A 24,570-nucleotide genomic window follows, 5' to 3' on the forward strand; every position below is an offset into this window, starting at 1 on the left:
TAATTTATGTCATCATTTGACTACATCAAGACCGCAATCCGTCAGAAAGGCTGCACGCTACAGCAGGTGGCTGACGCCAGCGGCATGACGAAAGGCTATCTTAGCCAGTTGCTGAACGCCAAAATCAAAAGCCCCAGCGCGCAAAAGCTTGAAGCGTTACATCGCTTTCTGGGGCTTGAATTCCCGCGTATGCAAAAGAACATCGGCGTGGTGTTTGGTAAGTTTTACCCGCTGCATACCGGCCATATCTACCTGATCCAGCGCGCCTGTAGCCAGGTCGACGAGCTGCACATCATCATGGGTTACGATGAAACCCGTGACCGTCAGCTGTTTGAAGACAGCGCCATGTCGCAGCAGCCGACGGTGCCGGATCGCCTGCGCTGGCTGCTTCAGACCTTCAAATATCAGAAAAACATTCGCATTCATGCCTTTAACGAAGAGGGCATGGAGCCGTATCCACACGGCTGGGACGTGTGGAGCAACGGCATTAAAGCATTTATGGAAGAGAAGGGCATTGCGCCCAACTGGATCTACACCTCTGAAGAGTCCGACGCACCGCAGTTCCGCGAGCATCTGGGCATTGAAACGGTGCTGATCGATCCTAAGCGTACATTCATGAACATCAGCGGGGCGCAGATCCGCGAAAACCCGTTCCGCTACTGGGATTACATCCCGACCGAAGTGAAGCCGTTCTTTGTGCGCACAGTTGCGATTCTGGGCGGTGAATCCAGCGGGAAATCGACGCTGGTTAACAAGCTGGCAAATATCTTCAATACCACCAGCGCGTGGGAATACGGACGTGATTATGTCTTTTCCCATCTGGGGGGAGACGAGATGGCGCTGCAGTATTCTGATTACGATAAAATCGCGCTAGGCCATGCTCAGTACATTGATTTCGCGGTGAAATACGCCAACAAAGTGGCCTTCATCGACACCGATTTTGTCACCACACAAGCTTTCTGTAAGAAGTATGAAGGACGCGAGCACCCGTTCGTACAGGCGCTGATCGATGAATATCGCTTCGACCTGGTGATCCTGCTGGAAAACAACACGCCGTGGGTCGCCGACGGGATGCGCAGCCTCGGTAGCTCAGTGGACAGAAAAGAGTTCCAGACGATGCTGGTGGAGATGCTTCATGAGAACAACGTGGAGTTTGTCCACGTTGAAGCGTCGGATTACGACACCCGTTTCCTGCGCTGCGTCGAGCTGGTGAAGGAGATGATGGGGGAGCAGGGGTAAATTCACAGGCTTGCCCCTCACCCTAACCCTCTCCCCATGGGGGAGAGGGGATCGTACGGAGCTGTCTTTACCCTCTCCCCCGTGGGGAGAGGGGGAATTATCCACTCAGAACGCAACCACCACCTTCCCGCGCATATGCCCGTCCAGCACTTTGCGGTGGGCCTCGGTAATGCTTTCCACGCTCAGCCCGTGCAGCGTTTCGCTGAGCGAACTCTCCACCACGCCGTTATCTACCAGCTTCGCCACCTCGTTTAAGATCTCACCCTGACGCGCCATATCGGCAGTCTGGTACATGCTGCGGGTATACATGAATTCCCAGTGCAGGGCGGCGGATTTGGATTTCAGCTTGTCCTGGTTCAGCGGGTGCGCATTTTCGACGATGGAGCAGATGTGTCCCTGCGGCGCAATCAGTTCGCTGACCGCGTCCCAGTGGCCATCGGTATCATTGAGGATGAAAATATAATCCACAAAGGTGATGCCCTGTTTGGCCAGTTCACCTTGCAGATCGCGATAATTCACCACCAGATCCGCGCCGCGATCGCGACACCATTGGGCTGAGTCTTCCCGCGACGCGGTGGCGATGACCCTGACCTTGCTGTTGTGCTTCGCAAACGGGATCGCAAGGGAGCCTACGCCGCCGGCACCGCCGATGATCAGCAGCGTTTTGTCCGACCCGGCATCCTGAATATTCAGGCGCTCAAACAGCCCTTCCCAGGCGGTGAGCGCGGTCAGCGGCAATGCGGCAGCGGCATCCCAGCCAAGGCTTGTCGGTTTGTGTCCGACAATACGCGCATCAATCAGCTGATGCGTGGCATTACTGCCCGGACGGGTAATATCACCCGCGTACCACACTTCGTCGCCCGGTTTGAAGCCGGTGACGCTTGTCCCCACCGCTTTGATGACACCGCTGGCATCCCAGCCGAGAATGCGTGGCGCCTGCAGGCCGTTTTTAACAAGACTCGCATGCACTTTGGTATCGACCGGGTTGATGGAAACGGCTTTCACTTCCACCAGCAGATCGTGTTCACCGGGCTGTGGCATCGGTTGGGTGATCTCAATAAAAGCTGCGGGATTTTCAGGATTAACGGCAATGGCTTTAACAGACATGATCAACTCCTCAATGGAATGCGTTTTGTTGAGGCTAGTCTATTAAGTGGTCATGCGCATGATAAGATGGACAATCAAGAACGGAGTGTTCGTATGGGGTGAACAATCATGTTTAAACAGCTGCAGGATATGGCGCTGTTTGCGCTGGTGGCGGAGATGGGCAGTTTTACCGCCGCAGCGCAGAAAGCAGACCTGCCGAAATCCAGCGTTAGCCAGCGGATTAGCCAGCTTGAGCAGCAGGTGGGGATCCGCCTGCTAAACCGCACCACGCGCAGGCTGAATCTGACCTTTGCGGGGGAGCACTATCTGGTGCATTGTCGCGAGATGCTGGCGGCCAGTGAAAGGGCGGAGTATGCCATTCAGCGGCTGCGTGAAAACCCCAGCGGGCGGCTTCGTATCACCTGCCCGGCGGGCATTGGCGCGACGTTACTGGCACACCTGAATGCCGAGTTTCAGCTCCGCTATCCTGACGTTTCGCTGGATGTCTCTATTTCTGACGATGTGCTCGATCTGGTGGAGTCTGGTTTTGACGTGGCGCTGCGTACCGGTAAACCGCAGGACTCCTCGCTGATTGGCCGCATGATTGGCCACTGTCCGCGCTATATGCTGGCATCACCGGAATATCTGGCACGCCGGGAGCCGCTGCACCATCCCCGCCAGCTGGTGGATCACCGTTGTATTACCCACAAGGCCTGGTCTGAATGGCTCCTGCAAAGCGAGAGTGAGGATTACCGCTATCTGCCGGACAATGCGCATATGACGGATAATCTTGTGTATGCCCGTGAATGTGCGGTAGCTGGTGCGGGAATCACACTCTTACCCGCTTTTTTGCTGGAAGATAAAATTGAAAAAGGGGCGTTGGTGCAGGTGCTACCGGAGTGGAACGTTGAAGGAAACGATCTCTGGCTCGCCTATCCGAGCCGTAAGCTCAATTCGCCTGCGCTGATGAGCTATATCGACTTTGCGATGCAGTTTGATGAGGTGAAGCGGTTTTACGTGGGTGGGTGATTATGTGCGGCCTGTTGCCCTCACCCTGACCCTCTTCCTCGGGGAGAGGGAACAAACATAAAAAACGGCAACCGAAGTTGCCGTTGTGCTTTTATTTCGCGATACGCTTGTACTTAATACGCTTCGGCTCCAGCGCGTCTGCGCCCAGCGTGCGTTTCTTGTACTCTTCGTATTCGGTGAAGTTACCTTCGAAGAACTCCACTTTCCCTTCATCCTGGTAGTCCAGAATGTGGGTGGCGATACGGTCAAGGAACCAACGGTCGTGCGAGATAACCATGGCACAGCCCGGGAACTCCAGCAGGGCGTTTTCCAGCGCGCGCAGGGTTTCGATGTCGAGGTCGTTGGTTGGTTCATCGAGCAGCAGTACGTTACCGCCAACCTGCAGCAGCTTCGCCAGATGCAGACGACCACGCTCACCACCGGACAACTCGCCGACGCGTTTACCCTGATCGGTACCTTTGAAGTTAAAGCGGCCAACGTAGGCACGGCTTGGCATCTCGGTGTTGCCGATACGCATGATATCCAGCCCGCCGGAGACTTCTTCCCACACGGTTTTGCTGTTATCCATTGCGTCACGGAACTGGTCAACGGACGCCAGTTTCACCGTTTCACCCAGGGTGATAGAGCCGCTGTCAGGCTGCTCCTGACCGGACATCATACGGAACAGGGTGGATTTACCCGCCCCGTTCGGACCGATGATACCGACGATGGCACCCTTCGGTACGGAGAAGGAGAGATCGTCGATCAGCACGCGGTCACCGTAAGATTTACGCAGGTTGCTGACTTCGACCACTTTATCCCCCAGACGCGCGCCAGGTGGAATAAACAGTTCGTTGGTTTCGTTACGTTTCTGGTATTCGGTGTTGTTCAGCTCTTCGAAGCGTGCCAGACGGGCTTTGCCCTTAGACTGACGGCCCTTCGTGCCCTGACGTACCCACTCCAGCTCTTTCTCAATAGACTTACGGCGTGCTGCTTCAGCAGACGCTTCCTGCGCCAGACGCTGATCTTTCTGCTCCAGCCAGGAAGAGTAGTTGCCTTCCCATGGGATACCCTCGCCGCGGTCCAGCTCCAGGATCCAGCCCGCCACGTTGTCGAGGAAGTAACGGTCGTGGGTGATCGCCACCACGGTGCCTTCGAAGTCGTGCAGGAAGCGTTCCAGCCACGCCACGGATTCCGCATCCAGGTGGTTAGTGGGTTCGTCGAGCAGCAGCATGTCTGGTTTTTCCAGCAGCAGACGGCACAGCGCCACGCGGCGACGCTCACCACCGGAGAGGTTGGCGATTTTCGCATCCCAGTCCGGCAGACGCAGGGCGTCAGCGGCGCGCTCCAGCTGCACGTTCAGGTTGTGACCGTCGTGCGCCTGGATAATCTCTTCAAATTTGCCTTGCTGAGCGGCCAGTTTATCGAAGTCCGCATCTGGCTCGGCGTATTTGGCATACACTTCATCCAGACCTTTCAGCGCGTTAACCACTTCGGATACCGCTTCTTCAACCGATTCACGAACGGTGTGTTCAGGGTTCAGCTGAGGTTCCTGCGGCAGGTAGCCAATTTTGATGCCAGGCTGCGGACGGGCTTCACCTTCGATGTCTGTATCGATGCCGGCCATGATGCGCAGCAGGGTGGACTTACCGGCACCGTTGAGGCCCAGAACACCGATTTTTGCGCCCGGGAAGAAGCTCAGCGAGATATTTTTAAGAATATGACGTTTCGGCGGTACCACTTTGCCGACACGATGCATGGTATAAACGAATTGAGCCACGTTGGACTTCGCCTCTTTTATCGTGATGAAAAGGAATTTCAGCCTCGAAGTGTAGCCTTTTTCCCGCCCTAATCCCAGCCAGGAACGTCGGGAGTGTTAAAACGCGCAGGAAAGGTAAAAAAGTGTCCGTAACGTGGCGCGTTCCGGGATGCCTGGTTAGCATAAGTTAATTAGACTTTGACGTGGCAAGACGCTGCAATTGACGAAAAAACAATGAGGAAGAGCTTGTGGAAAAAGCCAAACGGGTGGTCTGGCGTCTGCTGGCGGCCAGCGTATGCGTAATGGCGGTAAGCCAGGCGGTGCATGCCGATTCACTGGATGAACAACGTAACCGCTACGCCCAGATTAAACAGGCGTGGGACAACAAACAGATGGATACTGTGCAGGCGTTGATGCCGACGCTGAAAGACTATCCTCTCTATCCCTATCTGGAGTATCGCCAGATTACTGACGATCTCATGAATCAACCCACGGTTACCGTGAATAACTTCATTCAGGCGAATCCGACCCTGCCGCCCGCCCGGAACCTGCAGTCTCGTTTTGTAAACGAGCTGGCGCGTCGTGAAGACTGGCGCGGTCTGCTGGCGTTCAGCCCGGAAAAACCGAACACCACGGAAGCCCAGTGTAACTATTACTATGCAAAATGGGCCACCGGTCAGCAGGAGGAGGCCTGGGCCGGGGCAAAAGAGCTGTGGCTGACCGGGAAAAGCCAGCCGAACGCTTGTGATTCGCTCTTTGGTGCCTGGCGTGCTTCCGGTAAACAGGATCCGCTGGCTTACCTTGAACGTATCCGTCTGGCGATGAAAGCCGGAAACACGCGTCTGGTGATGGCTCTGGCGGGACAAATGCCGTCGGATTACCAGACCATTTCCACGGCCGTGATGTCGCTGGCAAACGATCCCAACAGCGTTCTGACCTTTGCCCGCAGCACGGGAGCGACCGATTTTACCCGACAGATGGCGGCGGTGGCCTTTGCCAGCGTGGCGCGTGACGATGTCGAAAACGCGCGGCTGATGATCCCGCAGCTGGTGCAGGCACAGCAGCTCAATGAAGAGCAAACCCAGGAACTGCGCGACATCGTGGCGTGGAGACTGATGGGCTCGGACGTAACCGACGAACAGGCCCGCTGGCGGGACGATGCCATTATGCGCTCCAACTCCACGTCGCTGGTGGAACGTCGCGTGCGCATGGCGCTGGGGACGGGCGATCGTAAAGGCCTCAATACCTGGCTTGCGCGTCTGCCGATGGAAGCCAAAGAGAAAGACGAATGGCGCTACTGGCAGGCGGATCTGCTGATGGAGCGGGGACGCGATGACGAAGCCAAAGAGATCCTCCACGCGCTGATGCAGCAGCGAGGCTTCTACCCGATGGTGGCCGCGCAGCGTCTGGGTGAGGAGTACACCTTCCGCATTGATAAAGCGCCGGGTAACGCCAGCCCGGCGTTGACCCAGGGGCCGGAAATGGCGCGCGTGCGCGAGCTGATGTACTGGAATATGGACAACACCGCCCGTAGCGAGTGGGCGAATCTGGTCACCAGCCGCACTACGGATGAGAAAGCCCAGCTTGCCCGTTACGCCTTTGATAACCACTGGTGGGATCTGAGCGTTCAGGCGACGATCGCTGGCAAGCTGTGGGATCATCTCGAAGAACGTTTCCCGCTGGCCTACAAAGATCTGTTCGATCGCTACACCAGCGGTAAAGATATTCCGCAAAGCTATGCCATGGCGATTGCCCGTCAGGAGAGCGCCTGGAACCCGAAAGTCCGTTCCCCGGTAGGGGCCAGCGGCCTGATGCAGATTATGCCGGGCACGGCGACGCATACGGTGAAGATGTTTAATATCCCGGGATACAGCAGTCCATCACAGCTGCTGGATCCGGATACCAACATCAACATTGGTACCAGTTATCTGCAGTACGTCTATCAGCAGTTTGGTAACAACCGCATTTTCGCCTCTGCGGCGTATAACGCGGGCCCAGGGCGCGTGCGTACCTGGCTGGGTAACAGCGCCGGACGCATCGACGCCGTGGCGTTTGTCGAGAGCATTCCGTTCTCAGAAACGCGCGGCTACGTGAAGAACGTGCTGGCGTATGATGCCTACTACCGTTACTTCATGGGGCAAAAAGATACCCTGATGAGCGATGCGGAGTGGCAGAGACGTTACTGATTGGGATGGGTTGTGTTATGCTGTACTCGTTAATGAGTACAACAGGCGGCATAACATGACCCAGCATTCCCCGTATTCCTCGGCACTGGCCGAACAACGTCATCAGGAGTGGCTTCGTTTTGTGGAGTTGCTCCGCCAGTCTTACGACCAGGATCTGCATCTACCCCTGCTGCAACTGATGCTGACGCCTGACGAGCGTGAGGCGTTGGGCACGCGCGTGCGGATCATCGAAGAGTTACTGCGCGGTGAGATGAGCCAGCGTGAGCTCAAAAACGAGCTGGGCGCGGGGATCGCGACGATCACCCGCGGTTCAAACAGCCTGAAGTCTGCGCCGGTTGAGCTGCGTCAGTGGCTGGAAGCGGTATTGCTGAAAAACGCCGGATGACGGCTGCGCCTTATCCGGCCTGCACGTTCAACGATAAATGGCGTTATGGAACGGGCTTAACGCCAGGATCACTGCCTGATGGTAAACGCTTGAGCGCGTAAGCGCGCCAGCAGTAAAGACGCCAATTGCTCCTTCTTTACGGCCTATTTCATCAATGCCGGTGTATTGCGACATCACTGGCCCGAGCGCTTCGCCTGCGCGCACTTTTTCCAGAATGATGTCCGGCAGCGGCAGGGTGGCCGAGCGTGCTTCACCACGCTGTTCGCGGCTTTCGATAACCACCCAGCTAAACGTCGCGCCTTCGTCAATTCCCGCTTCAATGGCGACCCAGAAGTCGGCATCGGGTGCGGCCGCTTTCGCATTTAACACGCGATTTCGTGCGCCAGCGCGCGTTTCTTCGCTGCCAAACGGCTGTTCAGGAACGCCACTCTCGACGCCGACGGCATCAATATGGCAGGATCCTTCGCCGAAAATCTCTTCAAATGCCCTTAGAATTGCCTGAATTTTGGCAGGATTGGTGGTAGCAGAGACAACATGGTGCATAATTAAGCTCGATTCAAAAAAACTCATCGCAGTATAACGGAAAAAAAGCATGTTACAGGTATACCTTGTTCGCCACGGTGAAACGCAGTGGAACGCCGAGCGACGTATTCAAGGCCAGTCCGACAGTCCTCTCACTGAAAAGGGTGTGCAGCAAGCGTGGCAGGTGGCAGAACGTGCCAGAACGCTGGGCATTACCCATGTCATCACCAGCGATCTAGGTCGCACGCAGCAGACGGCGCGCATAATTGCTGATGCCTGTGGTTGTGATGTGCTGCTTGAACCGCGCCTGCGCGAGCTGGATATGGGGGTGCTCGAAAAACGCCATATCGATACGCTGACGGAAACGGAAGAGGGCTGGCGCCGCACGCTGGTTAACGGTACCGAAGATGGCCGTATCCCTGAGGGCGAATCCATGCAGGAGCTGAGCGTGCGTATGCATGCTGCGCTGGCGGAATGCCTGAAGCTGCCCGCCGGAAGCCGTCCACTGCTGGTGAGTCACGGGATTGCGCTGGGATGTCTGGTCAGCACCATTCTGGGGTTACCGGCCTATGCGGAGCGCCGTTTGCGTCTGCGCAACTGCTCTATTTCCCGTATTGATTATCAGGAAAGCGCGTGGCTGGCGTCGGGATGGGTCGTTGAGATGGCAGGGGACATTTCGCATCTTGATGCCCCTGCACTGGATGAACTGCAGCGCTAACGACGGATCGGGATTAAGAATTCCATCCGCAGATTAATGGGGCCTTCTTCCGGTTTCGCATCGCTTGCCGGGTAGTAGCGCTCAATATCCTGACCTTTACGGCGATTCAGGTTCAGCATAGGCATGCATGTTCCGTAAACGGTCAGGATGAATTCCTGTACGCCCGTTCCCAGCCCTTCGTAGGAGAACATCACATACTCTCCGCCTTCCAGCACGACCGGTTTAGAGCCCTGAATATAGCCATTGGCCATCTCCGGCGTTAACGCGGTGGTGTAGAACACCTCCTGCTCGTCGTCTTTTTCCTGGCTTGGATGCGTTTCGTTGAGACCATACAGGATAGGCGGGATCGCCGGGGCATGGCTCAGGAAGTCGCGCCAGAACTGAACGCGCATTTGATGGCGGAACTCAGAAATCTGCTCCAGAGAACAGGTGTAGCTCTGTGTCGTACCGATCAAATGGGTTTCCGGCAGGGTAATGATTTCGTACTTCGGCATGGCGAACTCGCCCAGACGCAGCGGCGGGCGCATACCGTATGAGCTCCAGTCAGGTGAGCGGCGATAGAGTGCTGGCGTCAACGAGAACTGTTTTTTAAAAGCTCGGGTGAATGTTTGTTGCGAGTCGAAACGATACTGCAGGGCAATATCAAGAATGGGCCGCGCGGTCAGGCGTAAGGCCACCGCAGATTTAGATAAACGACGTGCGCGAATATAGGCACCGATAGCATGACCGGTGACATCCTTGAACATCCTTTGCAGATGCCACTTGGAATAGCCTGCTTTAGCCGCCACATTATCCAGTGACAAAGGCTGGTCAAGATGACCTTCCAGCCAGGTTAGCAGGTCGCGAATAATTCCAGCCTGATCCATATACTATCCTCATCCTTAAAACAGCAGGTGCCTGATAACAGGTTAGCGGATAATAGCATTTTTTGATGTTTTAGCATTCAGTGTTTTTTTTGCTCATTAATGCTTTTTGTCCTGCGTTTTGGGTGAATATATTCTAATCCTGTGATCTTGCTACATTTTTGTCTAACGTGTTGAATAATCGCTCAACGTAATATTAAGAAATGGTAACAATATGAAATATAAGACATTGCTCTTAACAGCCTTACTGCTGATAGCGGGCCGCGCGGCGCAGGCGGAACAGATTGGTTCTGTCGATACCGTGTTTAAAATGTTTGGGCCGGACCACAAAATTGTGGTGGAGGCGTTTGACGATCCGGATGTGAAAAACGTCACCTGCTACGTTAGCCGGGCAAAAACCGGGGGGATTAAAGGCGGTCTGGGACTGGCCGAGGATACATCCGATGCGGCCATCTCCTGCCAGCAGGTCGGGCCGGTTGAACTGAGCGAGAAAATCAAAAACGGCAAAGCGCAGGGGGATGTGGTGTTCCAGAAACGGACGTCGCTGGTCTTCAAAAAGCTGCAGGTGGTGCGTTTTTACGATGCTAAACGTAACACCCTGGCCTACCTTGCTTACTCCGACAAAGTAGTGGAAGGCTCACCGAAAAACGCGATTAGCGCGGTGCCGATTATGCCATGGCGGGAATAAAAAAAACGGCGCTTTCGCGCCGTTTTTTATGGTGTTGACTGCGGGATCACTCCTGCAGGTCACCGCAGAAACGATAGCCTTCGCCGTGAATTGTGGCGATGATTTCCGGCGTATCTGGCGTAGATTCGAAATGTTTACGAATACGACGGATGGTCACGTCTACAGTACGGTCGTGTGGCTTCAGCTCACGGCCGGTCATTTTCTTCAGCAGTTCTGCACGGGACTGAATTTTGCCCGGGTTTTCACAGAAGTGCAGCATCGCGCGGAATTCACTGCGCGGCAGTTTATACTGCTCACCGTTCGGGCTGATCAGTGAACGGCTATTGATATCGAGTTCCCAGCCGTTGAATTTGTAGCTGTCTACGCTACGACGCTCTTCGCTGACGGTGCCCAGGTTCATGGTGCGGGACAGCAGGTTGCGTGCACGAATGGTTAACTCGCGTGGGTTAAACGGTTTGGTGATGTAGTCATCCGCACCGATTTCCAGGCCAAGGATCTTATCAACTTCGTTATCACGGCCTGTCAGGAACATTAATGCGACGTTCGCCTGTTCACGCAGTTCGCGCGCCAGCAGAAGGCCGTTTTTACCTGGCAGATTGATATCCATAATGACCAGGTTGATATCATTTTCAGAAAGGATCTGATGCATCTCTGCGCCATCGGTCGCTTCAAAGACATCGTAGCCTTCTGCTTCGAAAATGCTCTTCAACGTGTTGCGTGTTACCAACTCGTCTTCAACGATAAGAATGTGCGGGGTCTGCATGTTTGCTACCTAAATTGCCAACTAAATCGAAACAGGAAGTACAAAAGTCCCTGACCTGCCTGATGCATGTCGCAAATTAACATGACCGGGCTAACGTGACTAAAGTACGTAATTGCGTTCTTGATGCACTTTCCATCAACGTCAACAACATCATTAGCTTGGTCGTGGGTACTTTCCCTTTGGACCCGACAGTGTCAAAAACGGCTGTCATCCTAACCATTTTAACAGCAACATAACAGGCTAAGTGACACCTGACACCCAATAAAACTACGCTTCGTTGACATATATCAAGTTCAATTGTAGCACGTTAACAGTTTGATGAAATCATCATAGCTAAATGCTAGCCTTTGTCACAATTTTTCAATAAACCAACTAGTTGCGGATCTTGATTGATAAACGTTACGAATCCAACTTAAATCGCGTATTCACCCTGTCATTATCATTATAAAACATAAGGATAATCAGGTTCTGTTAACATTCTAAATGATTGTTCAGCTACAAAATAGTTTAGCGCTTTTAATTTGTTATGAAACGCTATTTCGGTGATTTGTGTTGCAGAATTGTAAATTCGCGCCGCGTAATATGTTGACGCGCATCACATTAATCCCCGCTAACTGATTAAAAAGAGAGCATAAATGCATCTGTCGATTGTACTGGTCGCGCCAGCCAGAGCTGAAAATATAGGCGCTGCGGCGCGTGCCATGAAGACCATGGGGTTCACCGATTTGCGTATTGTGGACAGCGCTGCTCACCTGGAGCCCGCGGCGCGTTGGGTGGCGCACGGGTCGGGCGATATTCTTGATAATATAACCACTTACGACACGCTCGCCGACGCGCTGCACGATATTTCGTTTACCGTTGCGACCACGGCGCGCAGTCGGGCGAAGTTCCACTATTACGCCACGCCAGCGGAACTGGTACCGATGCTGAGCGAGAAAAGCCAGTGGCTGGAAAAAGCGGCGCTGGTGTTTGGGCGGGAAGATTCAGGATTAACAAACGACGAACTGGCGCTCGCGGATGTGCTGACGGGGGCTCCGATGGTCGCGGATTACCCGTCCCTGAATTTAGGCCAGGCGGTGATGGTCTATTGCTATCAATTAGCGTCCTTAATACAAATTCCCCAACCGCCAGCGGTGGGTACCGACGAAAACCAACTGGCCGCGCTGCGTACGCGCGTTGACAACCTGCTGATGCAACTTGGCGTGGCGGATGACCAAAAAATGGCTGACTGGCTGCAGCAGCGTCTTGGGCGTCTGGAGCAGCGCGATACGGCAATGCTGCACCGTTTGCTGCACGATATCGAAAAAAAATTATCCGAGTAAAATGCTGCCATAAGTTTTTACTATGGCGTAAGCGTCTGACGTTAAGGGTTGCCTCTGGCGGAATCGGATGAAAATAAATCTGCACGCAGCGGGACGTAAGAATGCACTGAATTGTGATCAAATTAAAAATTCATTGACTTAAGGTGCCCGATCCTTTAACCCTAAAAGAATACAGCACAGACAGATAATAATGACAGAGTACACAACATCCATGAAACGCATCAGCATCACCACCATTACCACAACCATCATCATTACCACAGGTAACGATGCGGGCTGACGCGTACAGGAAAAACAGAAAAAAGCCCGCACCTGAACAGTGCGGGCTTTTTTTTCGGCTAAAGGAAACGAGGTAGAACCATGCGAGTGTTGAAGTTCGGCGGTACATCAGTGGCAAATGCAGAACGCTTTCTGCGTGTTGCCGATATCCTGGAGAGCAACGCCAGGCAGGGACAGGTCGCGACCGTTCTCTCTGCGCCGGCAAAAATCACTAACCACCTGGTGGCGATGATTGAAAAGACCATTGGCGGTCAGGATGCACTTCCGAACATTAGCGATGCCGAGCGTATCTTCGCCGAGCTACTTCAGGGACTGGCGGAGGCACAGCCAGGTTTCCCGCTCGTACAGCTGAAAGCCTTCGTAGAACAAGAACTTGCCCAGATTAAACATGTGCTGCACGGTATCAGCCTGCTGGGTCAGTGCCCGGACAGCATCAACGCGGCGTTGATTTGCCGCGGTGAGAAACTCTCTATCGCCATCATGGCGGGCCTGCTGGAAGCGCGCGGGCATCACGTCACGGTGATTGATCCGGTTGAAAAACTGCTGGCGGTGGGCCACTACCTCGAATCCACCGTTGATATTGCTGAATCAACCCGCCGCATCGCTGCGAGCAAAATTCCTTCTGACCATATGATCCTGATGGCGGGCTTCACCGCCGGCAATGAAAAGGGTGAACTGGTGGTGCTGGGCCGTAACGGCTCTGATTACTCTGCTGCTGTGCTGGCCGCCTGTTTACGCGCGGACTGTTGCGAGATCTGGACTGACGTTGACGGCGTATACACCTGCGACCCGCGCCAGGTACCGGACGCCAGGCTGCTGAAGTCGATGTCTTACCAGGAGGCGATGGAGCTTTCCTACTTCGGCGCGAAAGTGCTTCACCCTCGTACCATCTCCCCCATTGCCCAGTTCCAGATCCCTTGCCTGATTAAAAATACCGGTAACCCGCAAGCGCCTGGCACGCTGATTGGCGCCAGCACCGACGAAGATGGCCTGCCGGTGAAAGGTATCTCTAACCTCAACAACATGGCAATGTTCAGCGTCTCCGGGCCTGGTATGAAAGGGATGGTTGGCATGGCGGCGCGCGTGTTTGCCGCAATGTCACGCAATGGGATCTCTGTGGTGCTGATCACCCAGTCCTCATCGGAATACAGCATCAGCTTCTGCGTGCCGCAGGGTGACTGTCTGCGCGCCCGTCGTGCGCTGGAAGAAGAGTTCTATCTGGAGCTGAAAGAAGAGCTGCTGGAGCCATTATCCATTCAAGAACGTCTTGCGGTTATCTCCGTGGTTGGCGACGGTATGCGCACGCTGCGCGGTATCTCCGCCAAGTTCTTTGCCGCGCTGGCGCGCGCCAATATTAATATCGTGGCGATTGCCCAGGGCTCATCCGAGCGTTCTATTTCGGTGGTGGTTGATAACGATGACGCGACTACCGGCGTACGCGTGGTTCATCAGATGCTGTTCAACACCGATCAGGTGATTGAGCTGTTCCTGATTGGCGTGGGCGGTGTTGGCGGTGCGCTGCTGGAGCAGGTGAAGCGTCAGCAGGAGTGGCTGAAGAAGAAGCATATCGATCTGCGCGTCTGCGGGATCGCCAACTCAAAAGCGCTGTTGACCAACGTTCACGGGCTGAACCTGGAAAACTGGCAGGCCGAGTTGAACGAGGCAAAAGAGCCGTTCAACCTTGGGCGTCTGATCCGTCTGGTGAAAGAGTATCACCTGCTGAACCCGGTGATTGTCGATTGTACGTCGAACCAGGCGGTTGCCGATCAGTACGCGGACTTCCTGCGCGAAGGCTTCCACGTGGTCACGCCGAACAAAAAGGCCAACACCTCGTCGATGGATTACTATCACCAGCTGCGTCTGGCGGCGAGCAAATCGCGTCGCAAGTTCCTGTACGACACCAATGTGGGGGCGGGCCTGCCGGTTATCGAAAACCTGCAGAACCTGCTGAACGCGGGCGACGAACTGCAACGTTTCTCCGGCATTCTCTCCGGTTCGCTGTCCTTTATTTTCGGTAAGCTGGATGAAGGGATGAGCCTCTCAGAAGCAACCCGCGCCGCGCGTGAACTGGGCTACACCGAGCCGGATCCGCGTGACGATCTCTCCGGTATGGACGTGGCGCGCAAACTGCTTATTCTGGCGCGCGAAACGGGCCGTGAACTGGAGCTATCCGATATCGTGATAGAACCCGTGCTGCCGGCTGAATTTGACAGCAGCGGTGACGTCAGCGCCTTTATGGATAATTTACCGCAGCTGGATGACGCTTTTGCCGCACGCGTGGCGAAAGCCCGTGATGAAGGTAAGGTATTGCGCTATGTTGGCAACATTGAAGAAGATGGCGTGTGCCGGGTGAAGATTGCCGAAGTCGATGGCAACGATCCGTTGTACAAAGTCAAAAACGGCGAAAACGCCCTGGCGTTTTACAGCCACTATTATCAGCCATTGCCGCTGGTGCTTCGCGGCTATGGTGCAGGGAACGATGTTACGGCGGCGGGTGTGTTTGCCGATCTGCTGCGTACCCTGTCATGGAAGTTAGGAGTTTAACATGGTCAAAGTTTATGCCCCGGCTTCCAGCGCCAATATGAGCGTCGGGTTTGATGTGCTGGGTGCGGCGGTGACGCCGGTGGACGGTTCACTATTGGGCGATACGGTCACGGTGGAAGCGGCAGAAAGTTTCAGCCTGAATAACGTGGGACGTTTTGCCAGCAAGCTGCCGTCCGAACCGCGCGAGAATATTGTCTATCAGTGCTGGGAGCGTTTCTGTCAGGAGATCGGGAAAAACGTGCCGGTCGCCATGACGCTGGAAAAAAGTATGCCGATTGGCTCTGGCCTGGGATCAAGTGCCTGCTCTGTTGTGGCCGCGCTGGTGGCGATGAATGAGCACTGTGGCAAACCCCTGAACAATAGCCGTCTGCTGGGGTTAATGGGTGAGCTGGAAGGCCGCATCTCTGGCAGTATCCACTACGATAACGTCGCGCCGTGTTTCCTCGGCGGTATGCAGTTGATGATCGAAGAAAATGGCATCATCAGCCAGCAGGTGCCAGGGTTTGATGAGTGGCTGTGGGTCCTGGCCTACCCGGGTATCAAAGTGTCTACTGCGGAAGCGCGGGCGATCCTGCCTGCGCAGTATCGCCGTCAGGACTGCATCGCCCATGGGCGTCATCTGGCAGGCTTTATTCACGCCTGTTATACCCGTCAGCCACAGCTGGCGGCGAAATTGATGAAAGATGTGATTGCCGAACCGTATCGTACGAAGTTGCTGCCTGGCTTTAATGAGGCGCGACAGGCATCGCTTGATATTGGCGCGCAGGCGTGCGGCATCTCCGGCTCCGGCCCGACGCTGTTCGCCCTGTGCGATAAGCCAGACACCGCGCAGCGCGTGGCGGACTGGCTCTCTAAACACTACCTGCAAAATCAGGAAGGCTTTGTTCATATTTGCCGTCTGGACACGGCTGGCGCACGAGTACTGGGATAACGAATGAAACTCTATAATCTGAAAGATCATAACGAGCAGGTCAGCTTCGCGCAGGCGGTGACTCAGGGACTGGGCAAAAATCAGGGGCTGTTCTTCCCTCACGATCTCCCTGAATTCCCGCTGACCGACATTGATGAGCTGCTGAAGCAGGACTTTGTCACTCGCAGCACAAAAATTTTGTCTGCGTTTATCGGCGACGAAATCCCGCAGGAGTTGCTGGAAGAGCGCGTACGTGCGGCGTTCGCCTTCCCGGCACCGGTTCAGCAGGTTGAGCCGGATGTGGGCTGTCTGGAGCTGTTCCACGGCCCAACCCTGGCGTTTAAAGACTTCGGCGGCCGCTTTATGGCGCAGATGCTTACCCACATCTGCGGCGACAAGCCGGTCACCATTCTGACCGCTACCTCCGGGGATACCGGTGCCGCCGTGGCGCATGCTTTTTACGGTCTGAAGAACGTCCGCGTGGTGATCCTCTATCCGAAAGGCAAGATCAGCCCACTCCAGGAAAAACTGTTCTGCACCCTCGGCGGCAACATTGAAACCGTGGCGGTAGATGGCGACTTCGATGCCTGTCAGGCACTGGTGAAACAGGCCTTCGATGATGAAGAGCTGAAAGCCGCGCTGGGGCTCAACTCTGCTAACTCCATTAACATCAGCCGCCTGCTGGCGCAGATTTGCTACTACTTCGAAGCGGTTGCCCAACTGCCGCAAGAGGCGCGCAATCAGCTGGTGGTTTCGGTACCGAGCGGAAACTTTGGCGACCTGACCGCGGGCCTGCTGGCGAAATCCCTCGGGCTGCCGGTGAAACGCTTTATTGCGGCGACCAACGCCAACGACACCGTGCCACGCTTCCTGAAAGACGGTAAATGGGCGCCGAACGCGACCCAGGCGACGCTCTCTAACGCGATGGACGTGTCACAGCCAAACAACTGGCCGCGCGTGGAAGAGCTGTTCCGCCGTAAAGTGTGGCGTCTGGGCGATCTGGGCTATGCGGCGGTCACCGATGAAACCACCAAAAGCACCATGCGTGAGCTGAAAGCGGTGGGGTATACCTCTGAACCGCATGCGGCGATTGCTTACCGTGCGCTGCGCGACCAGCTGAATCCTGGCGAGTATGGCCTGTTCCTGGGGACGGCGCATCCGGCAAAATTCAAAGAGAGCGTGGAAGAGATTCTGGGTGAAACGCTGCCGCTGCCGAAAGAGCTGGCGGATCGCGCTGACCTGCCGCTGCTCTCTCATGAGCTGCCGGCGGATTTTGCCGCGCTGCGTAAGCTGATGATGACCCGAGCGTGATTTTTTGCCCGGTGGCGCTGCGCTTACCGGGCCTGCAACAATCTCAATCGTAGGCCGGGTAAGCGAAGCATCACCCGGCTTTTTTGTGAAGAAAATAAGGAGAAAAATAGCAGGGAAAAAGCAGAAATTCCCAATAAATGCGGTCACTTAGCGTTTAGGATTGCAGAGAATAACATCTCAGGTTCCCCTCACGTAATCTCCTTACATCGGCCCACGTTGGGCAAGAATCATAAGGAGTCACCGATGTCTAAACTGAAACCTGCGCTGATTGCGCTTTCACTGATGCTGGTCGCTCCCATGGCGGTACAGGCATCCGAAATCACCCTGGTTCCGGCGGTCAAACTGCAGATTGGCGATCGGGATAATAACGGCCATTACTGGGACGGCGGCCGCTGGCGCGACCATGACTGGTGGAAGGCGCATTATGAGTGGCGCGATAACCACTGGCGTCCACATGATGAGCATCGCGATCATGACGATCGTCATGACCACCGCCACGACGATCACCGACCAGGCCCGGACTGGAAGCATCACTAATACAAACCCCGCCAGCAGGCGGGGTTGTTTTTTTACTGTTCGTGACGCTTAAATACCAGTTCCCCTTTCCCTGACGCTTCCTCGTCAAAGAAATACCCCTCGCTGTTGAAGCCGGTGAGCTGCTCTGGCTTCGTCAGGCGGTTTTGAATGATGTAGCGGCTCATCAGGCCACGCGCTTTTTTGGCATAGAAGCTGATGACCTTAAACTTGCCGTTTTTCTCATCAAGGAAGACCGGTTTAATAATTTCCGCATTGAGCTTCTTCGGCTTCACCGATTTGAAGTATTCATCGGAGGCGAGGTTAATCACCACGTTATCCCCCTGCGCGTGCAGGGCTGCGTTCAGCTTATCGGTGATAATGTCGCCCCAGAAATGGTACAGATCTTTGCCTTTGGCGTTTTCCAGGCGGATGCCCATCTCCAGACGATAGGGCTGCATCAGATCCAGCGGGCGCAGCACGCCGTACAGGCCTGAAAGCATACGCAGATGCTGCTGGGCAAAATCGAAATCGGCTTCGCTGAACTCTTCTGCCTGCAGGCCGGTATAGACATCGCCCTTGAAGGCCAGAAGCGCCTGGCGCGCATTCGCAGGAGTAAAGTCAGGATGCCACTCATGGAATCGGGTCGCGTTGAGATCGGCGAGCTTATCACTGATGCTCATCAGCGAGGCGATTTGCGGCGCGGAGAGCTTACGCGCCTCGTGAATCAGCTGTTGCGAGTAGTCCAGCAGTTCAGGCTGGGTATAACGCTCGGTCGCGAGCGGGCTCTGGTAGTCGAGCGTTTTTGCAGGTGAAATCAGAATCAGCATATCCAGTCCTTGCAGGAAATTTAAGGCGACTTTAGCAAAAAATCGCCCTGAATTGATCGATAGCTGTTATTGCCGCGGCAAATCATCCCACGTACCGGGCGCAATCTGCGACTTGATTTCGGGATAGCGCGAGGCGTCAAACACCGGCGGAACCCCCAGCTTGCGCTGGCGAAGGTAGTCCCGGGCGATGAGGGTGACTACGGGCGAGAGCAGCAAAATCGCCGTCAGGTTGGTGATCGCCATCAGCGCCATAATCACGTCCGCCAGTTGCCAGACCACCGGCATGCTAAGCAGAGAGCCCACGATGACCATCAGCAACATGCCCAGGCGCAACAGGTTGAGCATGGGGCGAGAGTTGAGCTTCAGGAAAATGAGGTTGTTCTCGGCGTAAAGGTAATTGACGACCATCGAGCTGAAGGCGAACAACAGCAGAATGAGCGAAACAAATCCCGCTCCCCAGCCACCGGTAAGGTTCACCAGCGCCTGCTGAAGAAGCTGTATCCCGCCGGCTTCCGATGAGTGAGAGATCGGGCCTGCCAGCAGCAAGATCATGGCGCTGGAGGAGCAGATAATAATCGTGTCCGTGAAGACGCCAATCATTTGCACAATGCCTTGCGCGGCCGGGTGAGGGGGCCAGGAAGCGGCCGCCGCCGCGGCATTGGGGGTAGACCCCATTCCGGCTTCGTTAGAGAACATACCGCGTTGAAAACCCGCCATCAGCGCCTGGCTAAAGGTATAGCCCAGCGCACCCGAAGCCGCTTCACGCCAGCCAAAGGCGCTGCTGAAAATGGTCGCAATCACATCCGGCACCTGGTCGATATGCAACGCAGCGACCAGCAGGCTGGCCGCAACCCAGAGCAAGGCCATAATGGGAACCAGCCACTGCATCAGGCGGGCTGTACCCTTAAGACCGGTAGAGATGGTCAGCAGTATGCAGAGGGCTAACCCCGCGCCGGTGAGCCATTCCGGACAGGCGAAGGCATAGCGCAGGGCATGGGCGACAGAATTTGCCTGGACGGTGTTGAAAATCAGGCCATAGGCGACGAGTAAGAAAAGCGAGAACAGCACGCCCATCCAGCGCATCCCTAAGCCGCGCGCCATGTACCAGGCAGGGCCACCGCGAAACTGGCCATGATGATCTTTTTCTTTGTAGAGCTGGGCGAGAGAGCATTCGGCAAAGGAAGTTGCCATGCCGATAATTGCCGTCACCCACATCCAGAAAACCGCCCCCGGCCCACCGGCGCTGATAGCCAGCGCGACCCCCGCCAGGTTACCGCTGCCAAGCCGTGCCGCAAGGCTGGTGCACAGCGCCTGGAACGAGGTTAATCCACCGGGTTGTGGCGTGACGCTGTTTTTCAGACTTCTGCCAAATTTGCGGATATAACGAAACTGGATAAAACCGCTGCGTAACGTAAACCATATACCTGCTGCCAGAAGCAGGTATATCATTATCGAACCCCAGAGCACTTCGTTAATAAAGAAAAAGAAATCAGGCATTAACGTCCCTCATGTTGATGCCAGGATAAGGATGTAAGCGCTACCACATATTGGGCGTACTGTTACGTAGCTACCTCTTAATATTCCGAGTTTATCATACATTGCCTAAGCGCACTGTCTGCGGTTGCGCTACCCCTCTGTCGTGTTATCATCAGGGCAGACCGGTTACATCCCCCTAACAAGTAAACCTGTCATTTTTCCGCTGCAGGCATGCTGTCGGTAGCGTGAATTATCCAGGGCACGTTAAAAGAGAAACACTATCATGACGGATAAATTGACCTCCCTTCGTCAGTTCACCACTGTCGTAGCTGACACCGGAGATATCGCGGCAATGAAGCTGTACCAGCCGCAGGATGCCACAACTAACCCTTCTCTGATCCTTAACGCCGCGCAGATCCCTGAGTATCGCAAACTGATTGACGACGCTGTGACCTGGGCGAAAGCACAGAGCAACGACCGCGCGCAGCAGGTTGTGGATGCCACTGATAAACTGGCAGTGAACATCGGTCTGGAGATCCTTAAACTGGTTCCTGGCCGCATCTCTACCGAAGTGGATGCGCGTCTCTCCTACGACACCGAAGCGTCTATCGCGAAAGCCAAACGTCTGATCAAAATGTATAACGATGCGGGTATCAGCAATGACCGTATCCTGATCAAACTGGCTTCTACCTGGCAGGGTATCCGCGCTGCTGAACAGCTGGAAAAAGACGGTATCAACTGTAACCTGACGCTGCTGTTCTCCTTCGCGCAGGCGCGTGCATGTGCGGAAGCGGGCGTATACCTGATTTCTCCGTTCGTGGGTCGTATTCTGGACTGGTACAAAGCCAATACCGACAAGAAAGAGTACGCCGCGTCTGAAGATCCAGGCGTGATTTCCGTGACTGAAATCTACGAATACTACAAACAGCACGGTTATGAGACCGTTGTTATGGGCGCAAGCTTCCGTAACGTCGGCGAAATCATCGAACTGGCTGGCTGTGACCGCCTGACCATCGCACCAGCGCTGCTGAAAGAGCTGGCTGAGAGCGAAGGTACCATCGAGCGTAAACTGTCTTACACCGGTGAAGTGAAAGCGCGTCCAGAGCGTATCACTGAATCCGAGTTCCTGTGGCAGCACAACCAGGATCCAATGGCGGTAGACAAACTGGCTGACGGTATCCGTAAGTTTGCTATTGACCAGGAAAAACTGGAAAAAATGATCGGCGATCTGCTGTAATCATTCTGCGTGACCGGGCTCCCGGTCACGCGACTTCTTTCGTACTCTGTCTGAAATTCCCCTCTGCGTGTATCATTCCCTTTAATCAGTACTTTTTGAATGGAATGGATATGAATACCTTACGCATCGGCTTAGTGTCGATTTCTGACCGCGCCTCAAGCGGTGTTTATCAGGATAAAGGCATCCCTGCTCTTGAAGAGTGGCTGGGTAGCGCGCTGACCACCCCGTTTGAAATCCAGACCCGCCTGATCCCGGACGAACAGCCGATCATCGAGCAGACGTTGTGTGAGCTGGTGGATGAGATGAGCTGCCACCTGGTGCTGACCACCGGCGGAACCGGTCCTGCACGTCGTGATGTGACACCAGATGCTACGCTTGCTATAGCTGACCGTGAAATGCCGGGCTTCGGTGAACAGATGCGCCAGATTAGCCTGCACTTTGTTCCAACGGCGATCCTCTCCCGTCAGGTGGGGGTGATTCGCAAGCAGGCGCTGATCCTGAATCTGCCGGGCCAGCCTAAGTCGATCAAAGAGACGCTGGAAGGGTTAAAAGCGGATGACGGCAGCGTGATCGTCCATGGGATCTTTGCAAGTGTACCGTATTGTATACAGCTGCTGGACGGGCCGTATGTCGAAACCGATGACAAAGTAGTAGCAGCATTTCGTCCTAAAAGCGCACGCCGCGAAACAATCTCCTGAAAATAATCATTATGTGACATTAGCTGAAGCTGCTGTGGTGTGCTAAAAGTTTTACGGTATAGTAATTTTTTCTTTACGATAGCTGTAATAATAATTCCACAACACACGCTAAATGGTTCGCTATGTCACATAACACCCGACCTCTGAATCGACAGGACTACAAAACTCTTACGCTCGCGGCCCTGGGCGGCGCGCTGGAGTTTTACGATTTCATCATCTTTGTTTTCTTTGCCGCTGTGGTGGGGGAGTTGTTCTTCCCGGCGGATATCCCGGAATGGCTGCGTCAGGTGCAAACCTTCGGTATTTTTGCTGCCGGGTATCTGGCGCGTCCTCTTGGGGGGATTGTGATGGCGCACTTTGGCGATCTTGTCGGGCGCAAAAAGATGTTTACCCTCAGTATCCTGCTGATGGCCGTGCCGACGTTGGCCATTGGTCTGCTGCCAACCTACGCCTCGATGGGCATTCTCGCCCCGTTATTGTTGCTGCTGATGCGTATTCTTCAGGGGGCGGCCATCGGCGGTGAAGTGCCGGGGGCGTGGGTGTTTGTCGCGGAGCATGTTCCGGCGCGCCGCATTGGTATCGCCTGCGGAACCTTAACCGCGGGGCTAACGGTGGGGATTTTGCTCGGTTCCGTCGTCGCGACAATTGTGAATACCAGCATGACGCAACAGGCCGTACACGACTGGGGCTGGCGTCTGCCGTTCCTGCTGGGCGGGGCGTTTGGCCTGGTGGCGATGTACCTGCGCCGTTGGCTCCAGGAGACACCGATTTTCCTCGAAATGCAGCAGCGCAAAGCGCTGGCACAAGAGTTGCCCGTTAAAGCCGTTGTGGTGCGTCATAAAAAAGCGGTGGTGGTGTCGATGCTGCTTACCTGGTTGCTCTCGGCAGGCATTGTGGTGGTGATTTTGATGTCGCCGGTCTGGCTGCAAAAGCAGTACGGCTTTGCCCCGGCGGTGACCTTACAGGCGAACAGTATCGCCACGGTTATGCTCTGCTTCGGCTGCCTGGCCGCCGGGCTGGCTGCGGATCGTTTCGGTGCCAGCGTAACCTTTATCGTTGGCAGCCTGTTACTGGCGGGCTCAAGCTGGGCGTTTTACCATCTGGCCGGGAGTCATCCTGAACAGCTGTTCCTTTTATACGGCGTGGTAGGGCTGTGCGTTGGCGTGGTGGGGGCGGTGCCTTATGTGATGGTTCGGGCCTTCCCGCCAGAAGTCCGTTTCACCGGGATCTCATTCTCATACAATGTTTCATATGCCATCTTCGGTGGACTGACGCCGATTGCGGTTACGGTATTGATGGGCGTGTCACCGCTGGCACCTGCCTGGTATGTGCTGGCGTTGTCGCTGATGGGGCTGGTGTTGGGGATTTGGCTTCGCCAGATGGGAGAATGTCGTGCCCGCGAGGCGGACACGACAGAGGGATCAGTGTTTTTCACCAATCGGTAAAATGGTGCGGTCAAACTGCTCGTTCAGCACTTCACCCATTGCCAGGTAGATAGCGCTTGCGCCGCAAACCAGACCAATCCAGCCTGCAACGTGAACGATGCCTTCGTTGTCCACCAGATGACCAATCGCCAGCAGGGCGAACAGCACGGTCAGGCTCAGGAAGACAAACTGCAGTGCACGGTTACCCTTGAGGGTGCCAAAGAACATGAACAGGGTGAAGACACCCCACAGGCCCAGGTAAACGCCCAGGAAATGGGCGTTTGCCGCCTCTGCCAGGCCCATTTTAGGCATCAGCAGAATGGCGACCAGGGTCAGCCAGAAGGAACCGTAAGAGGTAAAGGCGGTTAAGCCGAAGGTATTGCCTTTCTTATATTCCAGCAGGCCCGCGAAGATTTGCGCGATACCGCCGTAAAAAATGCCCATCGCCAGGATAATGCCATCCATCGGGAACATCCCGATGTTGTGCAGGTTCAGCAGAATGGTGGTCATGCCAAAACCCATCAGGCCCAGCGGAGCCGGATTAGCCAACTTAGTGTTGCCCATAAGTCCTCAAAAAAATCATCATTAATATGGTGAAATGGTTAAACCCGCGACAGTACTCCCTGAAGGGGCGCGGCATCATAATGGGCGCAAACGATGCCGTCTATGATCTCGTCAGGGGGAAATTAAAATTTTTTTTATCCTTCCCCCCTTGATGGATGACGTTGCGACCCCATCTTGTAAGCAACCGCAGTGTGTGGACCTGAAAAAAAGCAAATCTGGGCAGTTGAAAAAGCACGTTCTGCCCT

General features: G+C 55.0%; 24 protein-coding genes and 1 other annotated feature. Of the genes, 16 read left to right on the top strand and 8 right to left on the bottom strand.

Features of this window, described 5'->3' with window-relative positions:
* Nucleotides 1-6: 6 nt before the first annotated feature.
* Entirely contained in the window at nt 7-1,239 is a 1,233-nt protein-coding gene (gene nadR, locus M8370_RS00335; RefSeq protein WP_014830583.1) for a multifunctional transcriptional regulator/nicotinamide-nucleotide adenylyltransferase/ribosylnicotinamide kinase NadR, read from the top strand.
* 105 nt (nt 1,240-1,344) lie between these two features.
* On the opposite strand, the gene M8370_RS00340 is transcribed toward nadR, so the two are convergent.
* Nucleotides 1,345-2,346, bottom strand: coding sequence for a zinc-binding alcohol dehydrogenase family protein (locus M8370_RS00340; RefSeq protein ID WP_013095498.1), 1,002 nt, complete (start codon nt 2,344-2,346; stop codon nt 1,345-1,347).
* A gap of 108 nt (nt 2,347-2,454) precedes the next feature.
* On the opposite strand from M8370_RS00340, the gene M8370_RS00345 reads away from it, so the two are divergent.
* Nucleotides 2,455-3,354, top strand: coding sequence for a LysR family transcriptional regulator (locus M8370_RS00345; RefSeq protein ID WP_045292797.1), 900 nt, complete (start codon nt 2,455-2,457; stop codon nt 3,352-3,354).
* A 91-nt stretch (nt 3,355-3,445) separates the two neighbouring features.
* On the opposite strand, the gene ettA is transcribed toward M8370_RS00345, so the two are convergent.
* Nucleotides 3,446-5,113: an energy-dependent translational throttle protein EttA gene (ettA, locus tag M8370_RS00350; RefSeq protein ID WP_013095500.1), complete on the bottom strand. Its 1,668-nt coding sequence runs from the start codon at nt 5,111-5,113 to the stop codon at nt 3,446-3,448.
* A gap of 227 nt (nt 5,114-5,340) precedes the next feature.
* Between ettA and sltY the strand changes: the two genes are divergently transcribed.
* Both sltY and trpR read left to right on the top strand, forming a co-directional pair.
* A complete protein-coding gene (gene sltY / locus M8370_RS00355) occupies nt 5,341-7,278 on the top strand; it encodes a murein transglycosylase (RefSeq protein ID WP_013095501.1) in 1,938 nt (645 codons plus the stop codon).
* Between the two features lie 55 nt (nt 7,279-7,333).
* On the top strand, nt 7,334-7,663 hold the full coding sequence (gene trpR, locus M8370_RS00360) for a trp operon repressor (protein WP_013095502.1): 330 nt from the start codon (nt 7,334-7,336) through the stop codon (nt 7,661-7,663).
* Nucleotides 7,664-7,690: 27 nt separating this feature from the next.
* Here the strand turns inward: trpR and yjjX are convergent, their stop codons facing one another.
* Entirely contained in the window at nt 7,691-8,206 is a 516-nt protein-coding gene (gene yjjX, locus M8370_RS00365) for an inosine/xanthosine triphosphatase (protein ID WP_029882672.1), read from the bottom strand.
* A 49-nt stretch (nt 8,207-8,255) separates the two neighbouring features.
* Here yjjX and gpmB point away from each other — a divergent pair, with 49 nt between their 5' ends.
* Nucleotides 8,256-8,903, top strand: a complete 648-nt coding sequence (gene gpmB / locus M8370_RS00370) for a 2,3-diphosphoglycerate-dependent phosphoglycerate mutase GpmB (RefSeq protein ID WP_013095504.1) — start codon at nt 8,256-8,258, stop codon at nt 8,901-8,903.
* On the opposite strand, the gene robA is transcribed toward gpmB, so the two are convergent.
* Nucleotides 8,900-9,769: an MDR efflux pump AcrAB transcriptional activator RobA gene (gene robA, locus M8370_RS00375; RefSeq protein WP_013095505.1), complete on the bottom strand. Its 870-nt coding sequence runs from the start codon at nt 9,767-9,769 to the stop codon at nt 8,900-8,902. The genes gpmB and robA overlap by 4 nt on opposite strands.
* A gap of 211 nt (nt 9,770-9,980) precedes the next feature.
* Between robA and creA the strand changes: the two genes are divergently transcribed.
* The gene (creA, locus tag M8370_RS00380; RefSeq protein WP_013095506.1) at nt 9,981-10,454 is read left to right on the top strand and encodes a protein CreA; all 474 of its coding nucleotides are present in this window, start codon (nt 9,981-9,983) and stop codon (nt 10,452-10,454) included.
* Between the two features lie 46 nt (nt 10,455-10,500).
* Here the strand turns inward: creA and arcA are convergent, their stop codons facing one another.
* Complete coding sequence (gene arcA / locus M8370_RS00385; protein WP_003856501.1) at nt 10,501-11,217, bottom strand: two-component system response regulator ArcA; 717 nt, start codon at nt 11,215-11,217, stop codon at nt 10,501-10,503.
* Between the two features lie 95 nt (nt 11,218-11,312).
* Between arcA and yjjY the strand changes: the two genes are divergently transcribed.
* The 7 genes from yjjY to M8370_RS00420 all read left to right on the top strand — a co-directional run bounded on the left by yjjY (nt 11,313) and on the right by M8370_RS00420 (nt 18,120).
* On the top strand, nt 11,313-11,453 hold the full coding sequence (yjjY, locus tag M8370_RS00390; protein WP_001541509.1) for a YjjY family protein: 141 nt from the start codon (nt 11,313-11,315) through the stop codon (nt 11,451-11,453).
* Nucleotides 11,454-11,852: 399 nt separating this feature from the next.
* Entirely contained in the window at nt 11,853-12,539 is a 687-nt protein-coding gene (locus tag M8370_RS00395; RefSeq protein ID WP_250020362.1) for a tRNA/rRNA methyltransferase, read from the top strand.
* Between the two features lie 211 nt (nt 12,540-12,750).
* Nucleotides 12,751-12,819, top strand: coding sequence for a thr operon leader peptide (gene thrL / locus M8370_RS00400; RefSeq protein ID WP_015572623.1), 69 nt, complete (start codon nt 12,751-12,753; stop codon nt 12,817-12,819).
* Nucleotides 12,758-12,875 (top strand) — a sequence feature (Thr leader region). (Overlaps the previous gene by 62 nt.)
* Nucleotides 12,876-12,899: 24 nt before the next feature.
* Nucleotides 12,900-15,362: a bifunctional aspartate kinase/homoserine dehydrogenase I gene (thrA, locus tag M8370_RS00405; RefSeq protein WP_218656398.1), complete on the top strand. Its 2,463-nt coding sequence runs from the start codon at nt 12,900-12,902 to the stop codon at nt 15,360-15,362.
* 1 nt (nt 15,363) lies between these two features.
* Nucleotides 15,364-16,293 (top strand): homoserine kinase, encoded by a 930-nt coding sequence (gene thrB, locus M8370_RS00410; protein WP_013095510.1) that lies wholly within the window; start codon nt 15,364-15,366, stop codon nt 16,291-16,293.
* Between the two features lie 3 nt (nt 16,294-16,296).
* On the top strand, nt 16,297-17,583 hold the full coding sequence (thrC, locus tag M8370_RS00415; RefSeq protein WP_095907323.1) for a threonine synthase: 1,287 nt from the start codon (nt 16,297-16,299) through the stop codon (nt 17,581-17,583).
* Nucleotides 17,584-17,826: 243 nt separating this feature from the next.
* Entirely contained in the window at nt 17,827-18,120 is a 294-nt protein-coding gene (locus tag M8370_RS00420; protein WP_038981154.1) for a DUF2502 domain-containing protein, read from the top strand.
* A 32-nt stretch (nt 18,121-18,152) separates the two neighbouring features.
* Here the strand turns inward: M8370_RS00420 and yaaA are convergent, their stop codons facing one another.
* Both yaaA and M8370_RS00430 read right to left on the bottom strand, forming a co-directional pair.
* The gene (gene yaaA / locus M8370_RS00425; protein ID WP_045292781.1) at nt 18,153-18,926 is read right to left on the bottom strand and encodes a peroxide stress protein YaaA; all 774 of its coding nucleotides are present in this window, start codon (nt 18,924-18,926) and stop codon (nt 18,153-18,155) included.
* A gap of 66 nt (nt 18,927-18,992) precedes the next feature.
* Nucleotides 18,993-20,423 carry an alanine/glycine:cation symporter family protein gene (locus M8370_RS00430; protein WP_023621215.1) on the bottom strand — a complete coding sequence of 477 codons (1,431 nt, stop codon included), beginning with the start codon at nt 20,421-20,423 and terminating at the stop codon, nt 18,993-18,995.
* A gap of 262 nt (nt 20,424-20,685) precedes the next feature.
* On the opposite strand from M8370_RS00430, the gene tal reads away from it, so the two are divergent.
* The 3 genes from tal to M8370_RS00445 all read left to right on the top strand — a co-directional run bounded on the left by tal (nt 20,686) and on the right by M8370_RS00445 (nt 23,782).
* On the top strand, nt 20,686-21,639 hold the full coding sequence (gene tal / locus M8370_RS00435; RefSeq protein WP_013095515.1) for a transaldolase: 954 nt from the start codon (nt 20,686-20,688) through the stop codon (nt 21,637-21,639).
* Between the two features lie 110 nt (nt 21,640-21,749).
* The gene (mog, locus tag M8370_RS00440) at nt 21,750-22,337 is read left to right on the top strand and encodes a molybdopterin adenylyltransferase (RefSeq protein ID WP_013095516.1); all 588 of its coding nucleotides are present in this window, start codon (nt 21,750-21,752) and stop codon (nt 22,335-22,337) included.
* Nucleotides 22,338-22,459: 122 nt separating this feature from the next.
* Entirely contained in the window at nt 22,460-23,782 is a 1,323-nt protein-coding gene (locus M8370_RS00445) for an MFS transporter (RefSeq protein WP_020688467.1), read from the top strand.
* Here M8370_RS00445 and satP read toward each other — a convergent pair.
* A complete protein-coding gene (gene satP / locus M8370_RS00450) occupies nt 23,759-24,325 on the bottom strand; it encodes an acetate uptake transporter (protein ID WP_013095518.1) in 567 nt (188 codons plus the stop codon). The two genes, M8370_RS00445 and satP, sit on opposite strands and share 24 nt — an antisense overlap.
* Nucleotides 24,326-24,570: the final 245 nt, after the last annotated feature.

The sequence above is a fragment of the Enterobacter cloacae complex sp. OE43NF genome, from assembly GCF_023544405.1.
GTDB lineage: Bacteria > Pseudomonadota > Gammaproteobacteria > Enterobacterales > Enterobacteriaceae > Enterobacter > Enterobacter cloacae.

What these genes read in the sequence shown, in the direction of transcription:
- nadR (WP_014830583.1), top strand. Translation starts at nt 7, where the DNA reads ATGTCATCATTTGACTACATCAAGACCGCAATCCGTCAGAAAGGCTGC.
- M8370_RS00340 (WP_013095498.1), bottom strand. Translation starts at nt 2,346, where the DNA reads ATGTCTGTTAAAGCCATTGCCGTTAATCCTGAAAATCCCGCAGCTTTT.
- M8370_RS00345 (WP_045292797.1), top strand. Translation starts at nt 2,455, where the DNA reads ATGTTTAAACAGCTGCAGGATATGGCGCTGTTTGCGCTGGTGGCGGAG.
- trpR (WP_013095502.1), top strand. Translation starts at nt 7,334, where the DNA reads ATGACCCAGCATTCCCCGTATTCCTCGGCACTGGCCGAACAACGTCAT.
- yjjX (WP_029882672.1), bottom strand. Translation starts at nt 8,206, where the DNA reads ATGCACCATGTTGTCTCTGCTACCACCAATCCTGCCAAAATTCAGGCA.
- gpmB (WP_013095504.1), top strand. Translation starts at nt 8,256, where the DNA reads ATGTTACAGGTATACCTTGTTCGCCACGGTGAAACGCAGTGGAACGCC.
- robA (WP_013095505.1), bottom strand. Translation starts at nt 9,769, where the DNA reads ATGGATCAGGCTGGAATTATTCGCGACCTGCTAACCTGGCTGGAAGGT.
- creA (WP_013095506.1), top strand. Translation starts at nt 9,981, where the DNA reads ATGAAATATAAGACATTGCTCTTAACAGCCTTACTGCTGATAGCGGGC.
- arcA (WP_003856501.1), bottom strand. Translation starts at nt 11,217, where the DNA reads ATGCAGACCCCGCACATTCTTATCGTTGAAGACGAGTTGGTAACACGC.
- M8370_RS00395 (WP_250020362.1), top strand. Translation starts at nt 11,853, where the DNA reads ATGCATCTGTCGATTGTACTGGTCGCGCCAGCCAGAGCTGAAAATATA.
- thrA (WP_218656398.1), top strand. Translation starts at nt 12,900, where the DNA reads ATGCGAGTGTTGAAGTTCGGCGGTACATCAGTGGCAAATGCAGAACGC.
- thrB (WP_013095510.1), top strand. Translation starts at nt 15,364, where the DNA reads ATGGTCAAAGTTTATGCCCCGGCTTCCAGCGCCAATATGAGCGTCGGG.
- thrC (WP_095907323.1), top strand. Translation starts at nt 16,297, where the DNA reads ATGAAACTCTATAATCTGAAAGATCATAACGAGCAGGTCAGCTTCGCG.
- M8370_RS00420 (WP_038981154.1), top strand. Translation starts at nt 17,827, where the DNA reads ATGTCTAAACTGAAACCTGCGCTGATTGCGCTTTCACTGATGCTGGTC.
- yaaA (WP_045292781.1), bottom strand. Translation starts at nt 18,926, where the DNA reads ATGCTGATTCTGATTTCACCTGCAAAAACGCTCGACTACCAGAGCCCG.
- M8370_RS00430 (WP_023621215.1), bottom strand. Translation starts at nt 20,423, where the DNA reads ATGCCTGATTTCTTTTTCTTTATTAACGAAGTGCTCTGGGGTTCGATA.
- tal (WP_013095515.1), top strand. Translation starts at nt 20,686, where the DNA reads ATGACGGATAAATTGACCTCCCTTCGTCAGTTCACCACTGTCGTAGCT.
- mog (WP_013095516.1), top strand. Translation starts at nt 21,750, where the DNA reads ATGAATACCTTACGCATCGGCTTAGTGTCGATTTCTGACCGCGCCTCA.
- M8370_RS00445 (WP_020688467.1), top strand. Translation starts at nt 22,460, where the DNA reads ATGTCACATAACACCCGACCTCTGAATCGACAGGACTACAAAACTCTT.
- satP (WP_013095518.1), bottom strand. Translation starts at nt 24,325, where the DNA reads ATGGGCAACACTAAGTTGGCTAATCCGGCTCCGCTGGGCCTGATGGGT.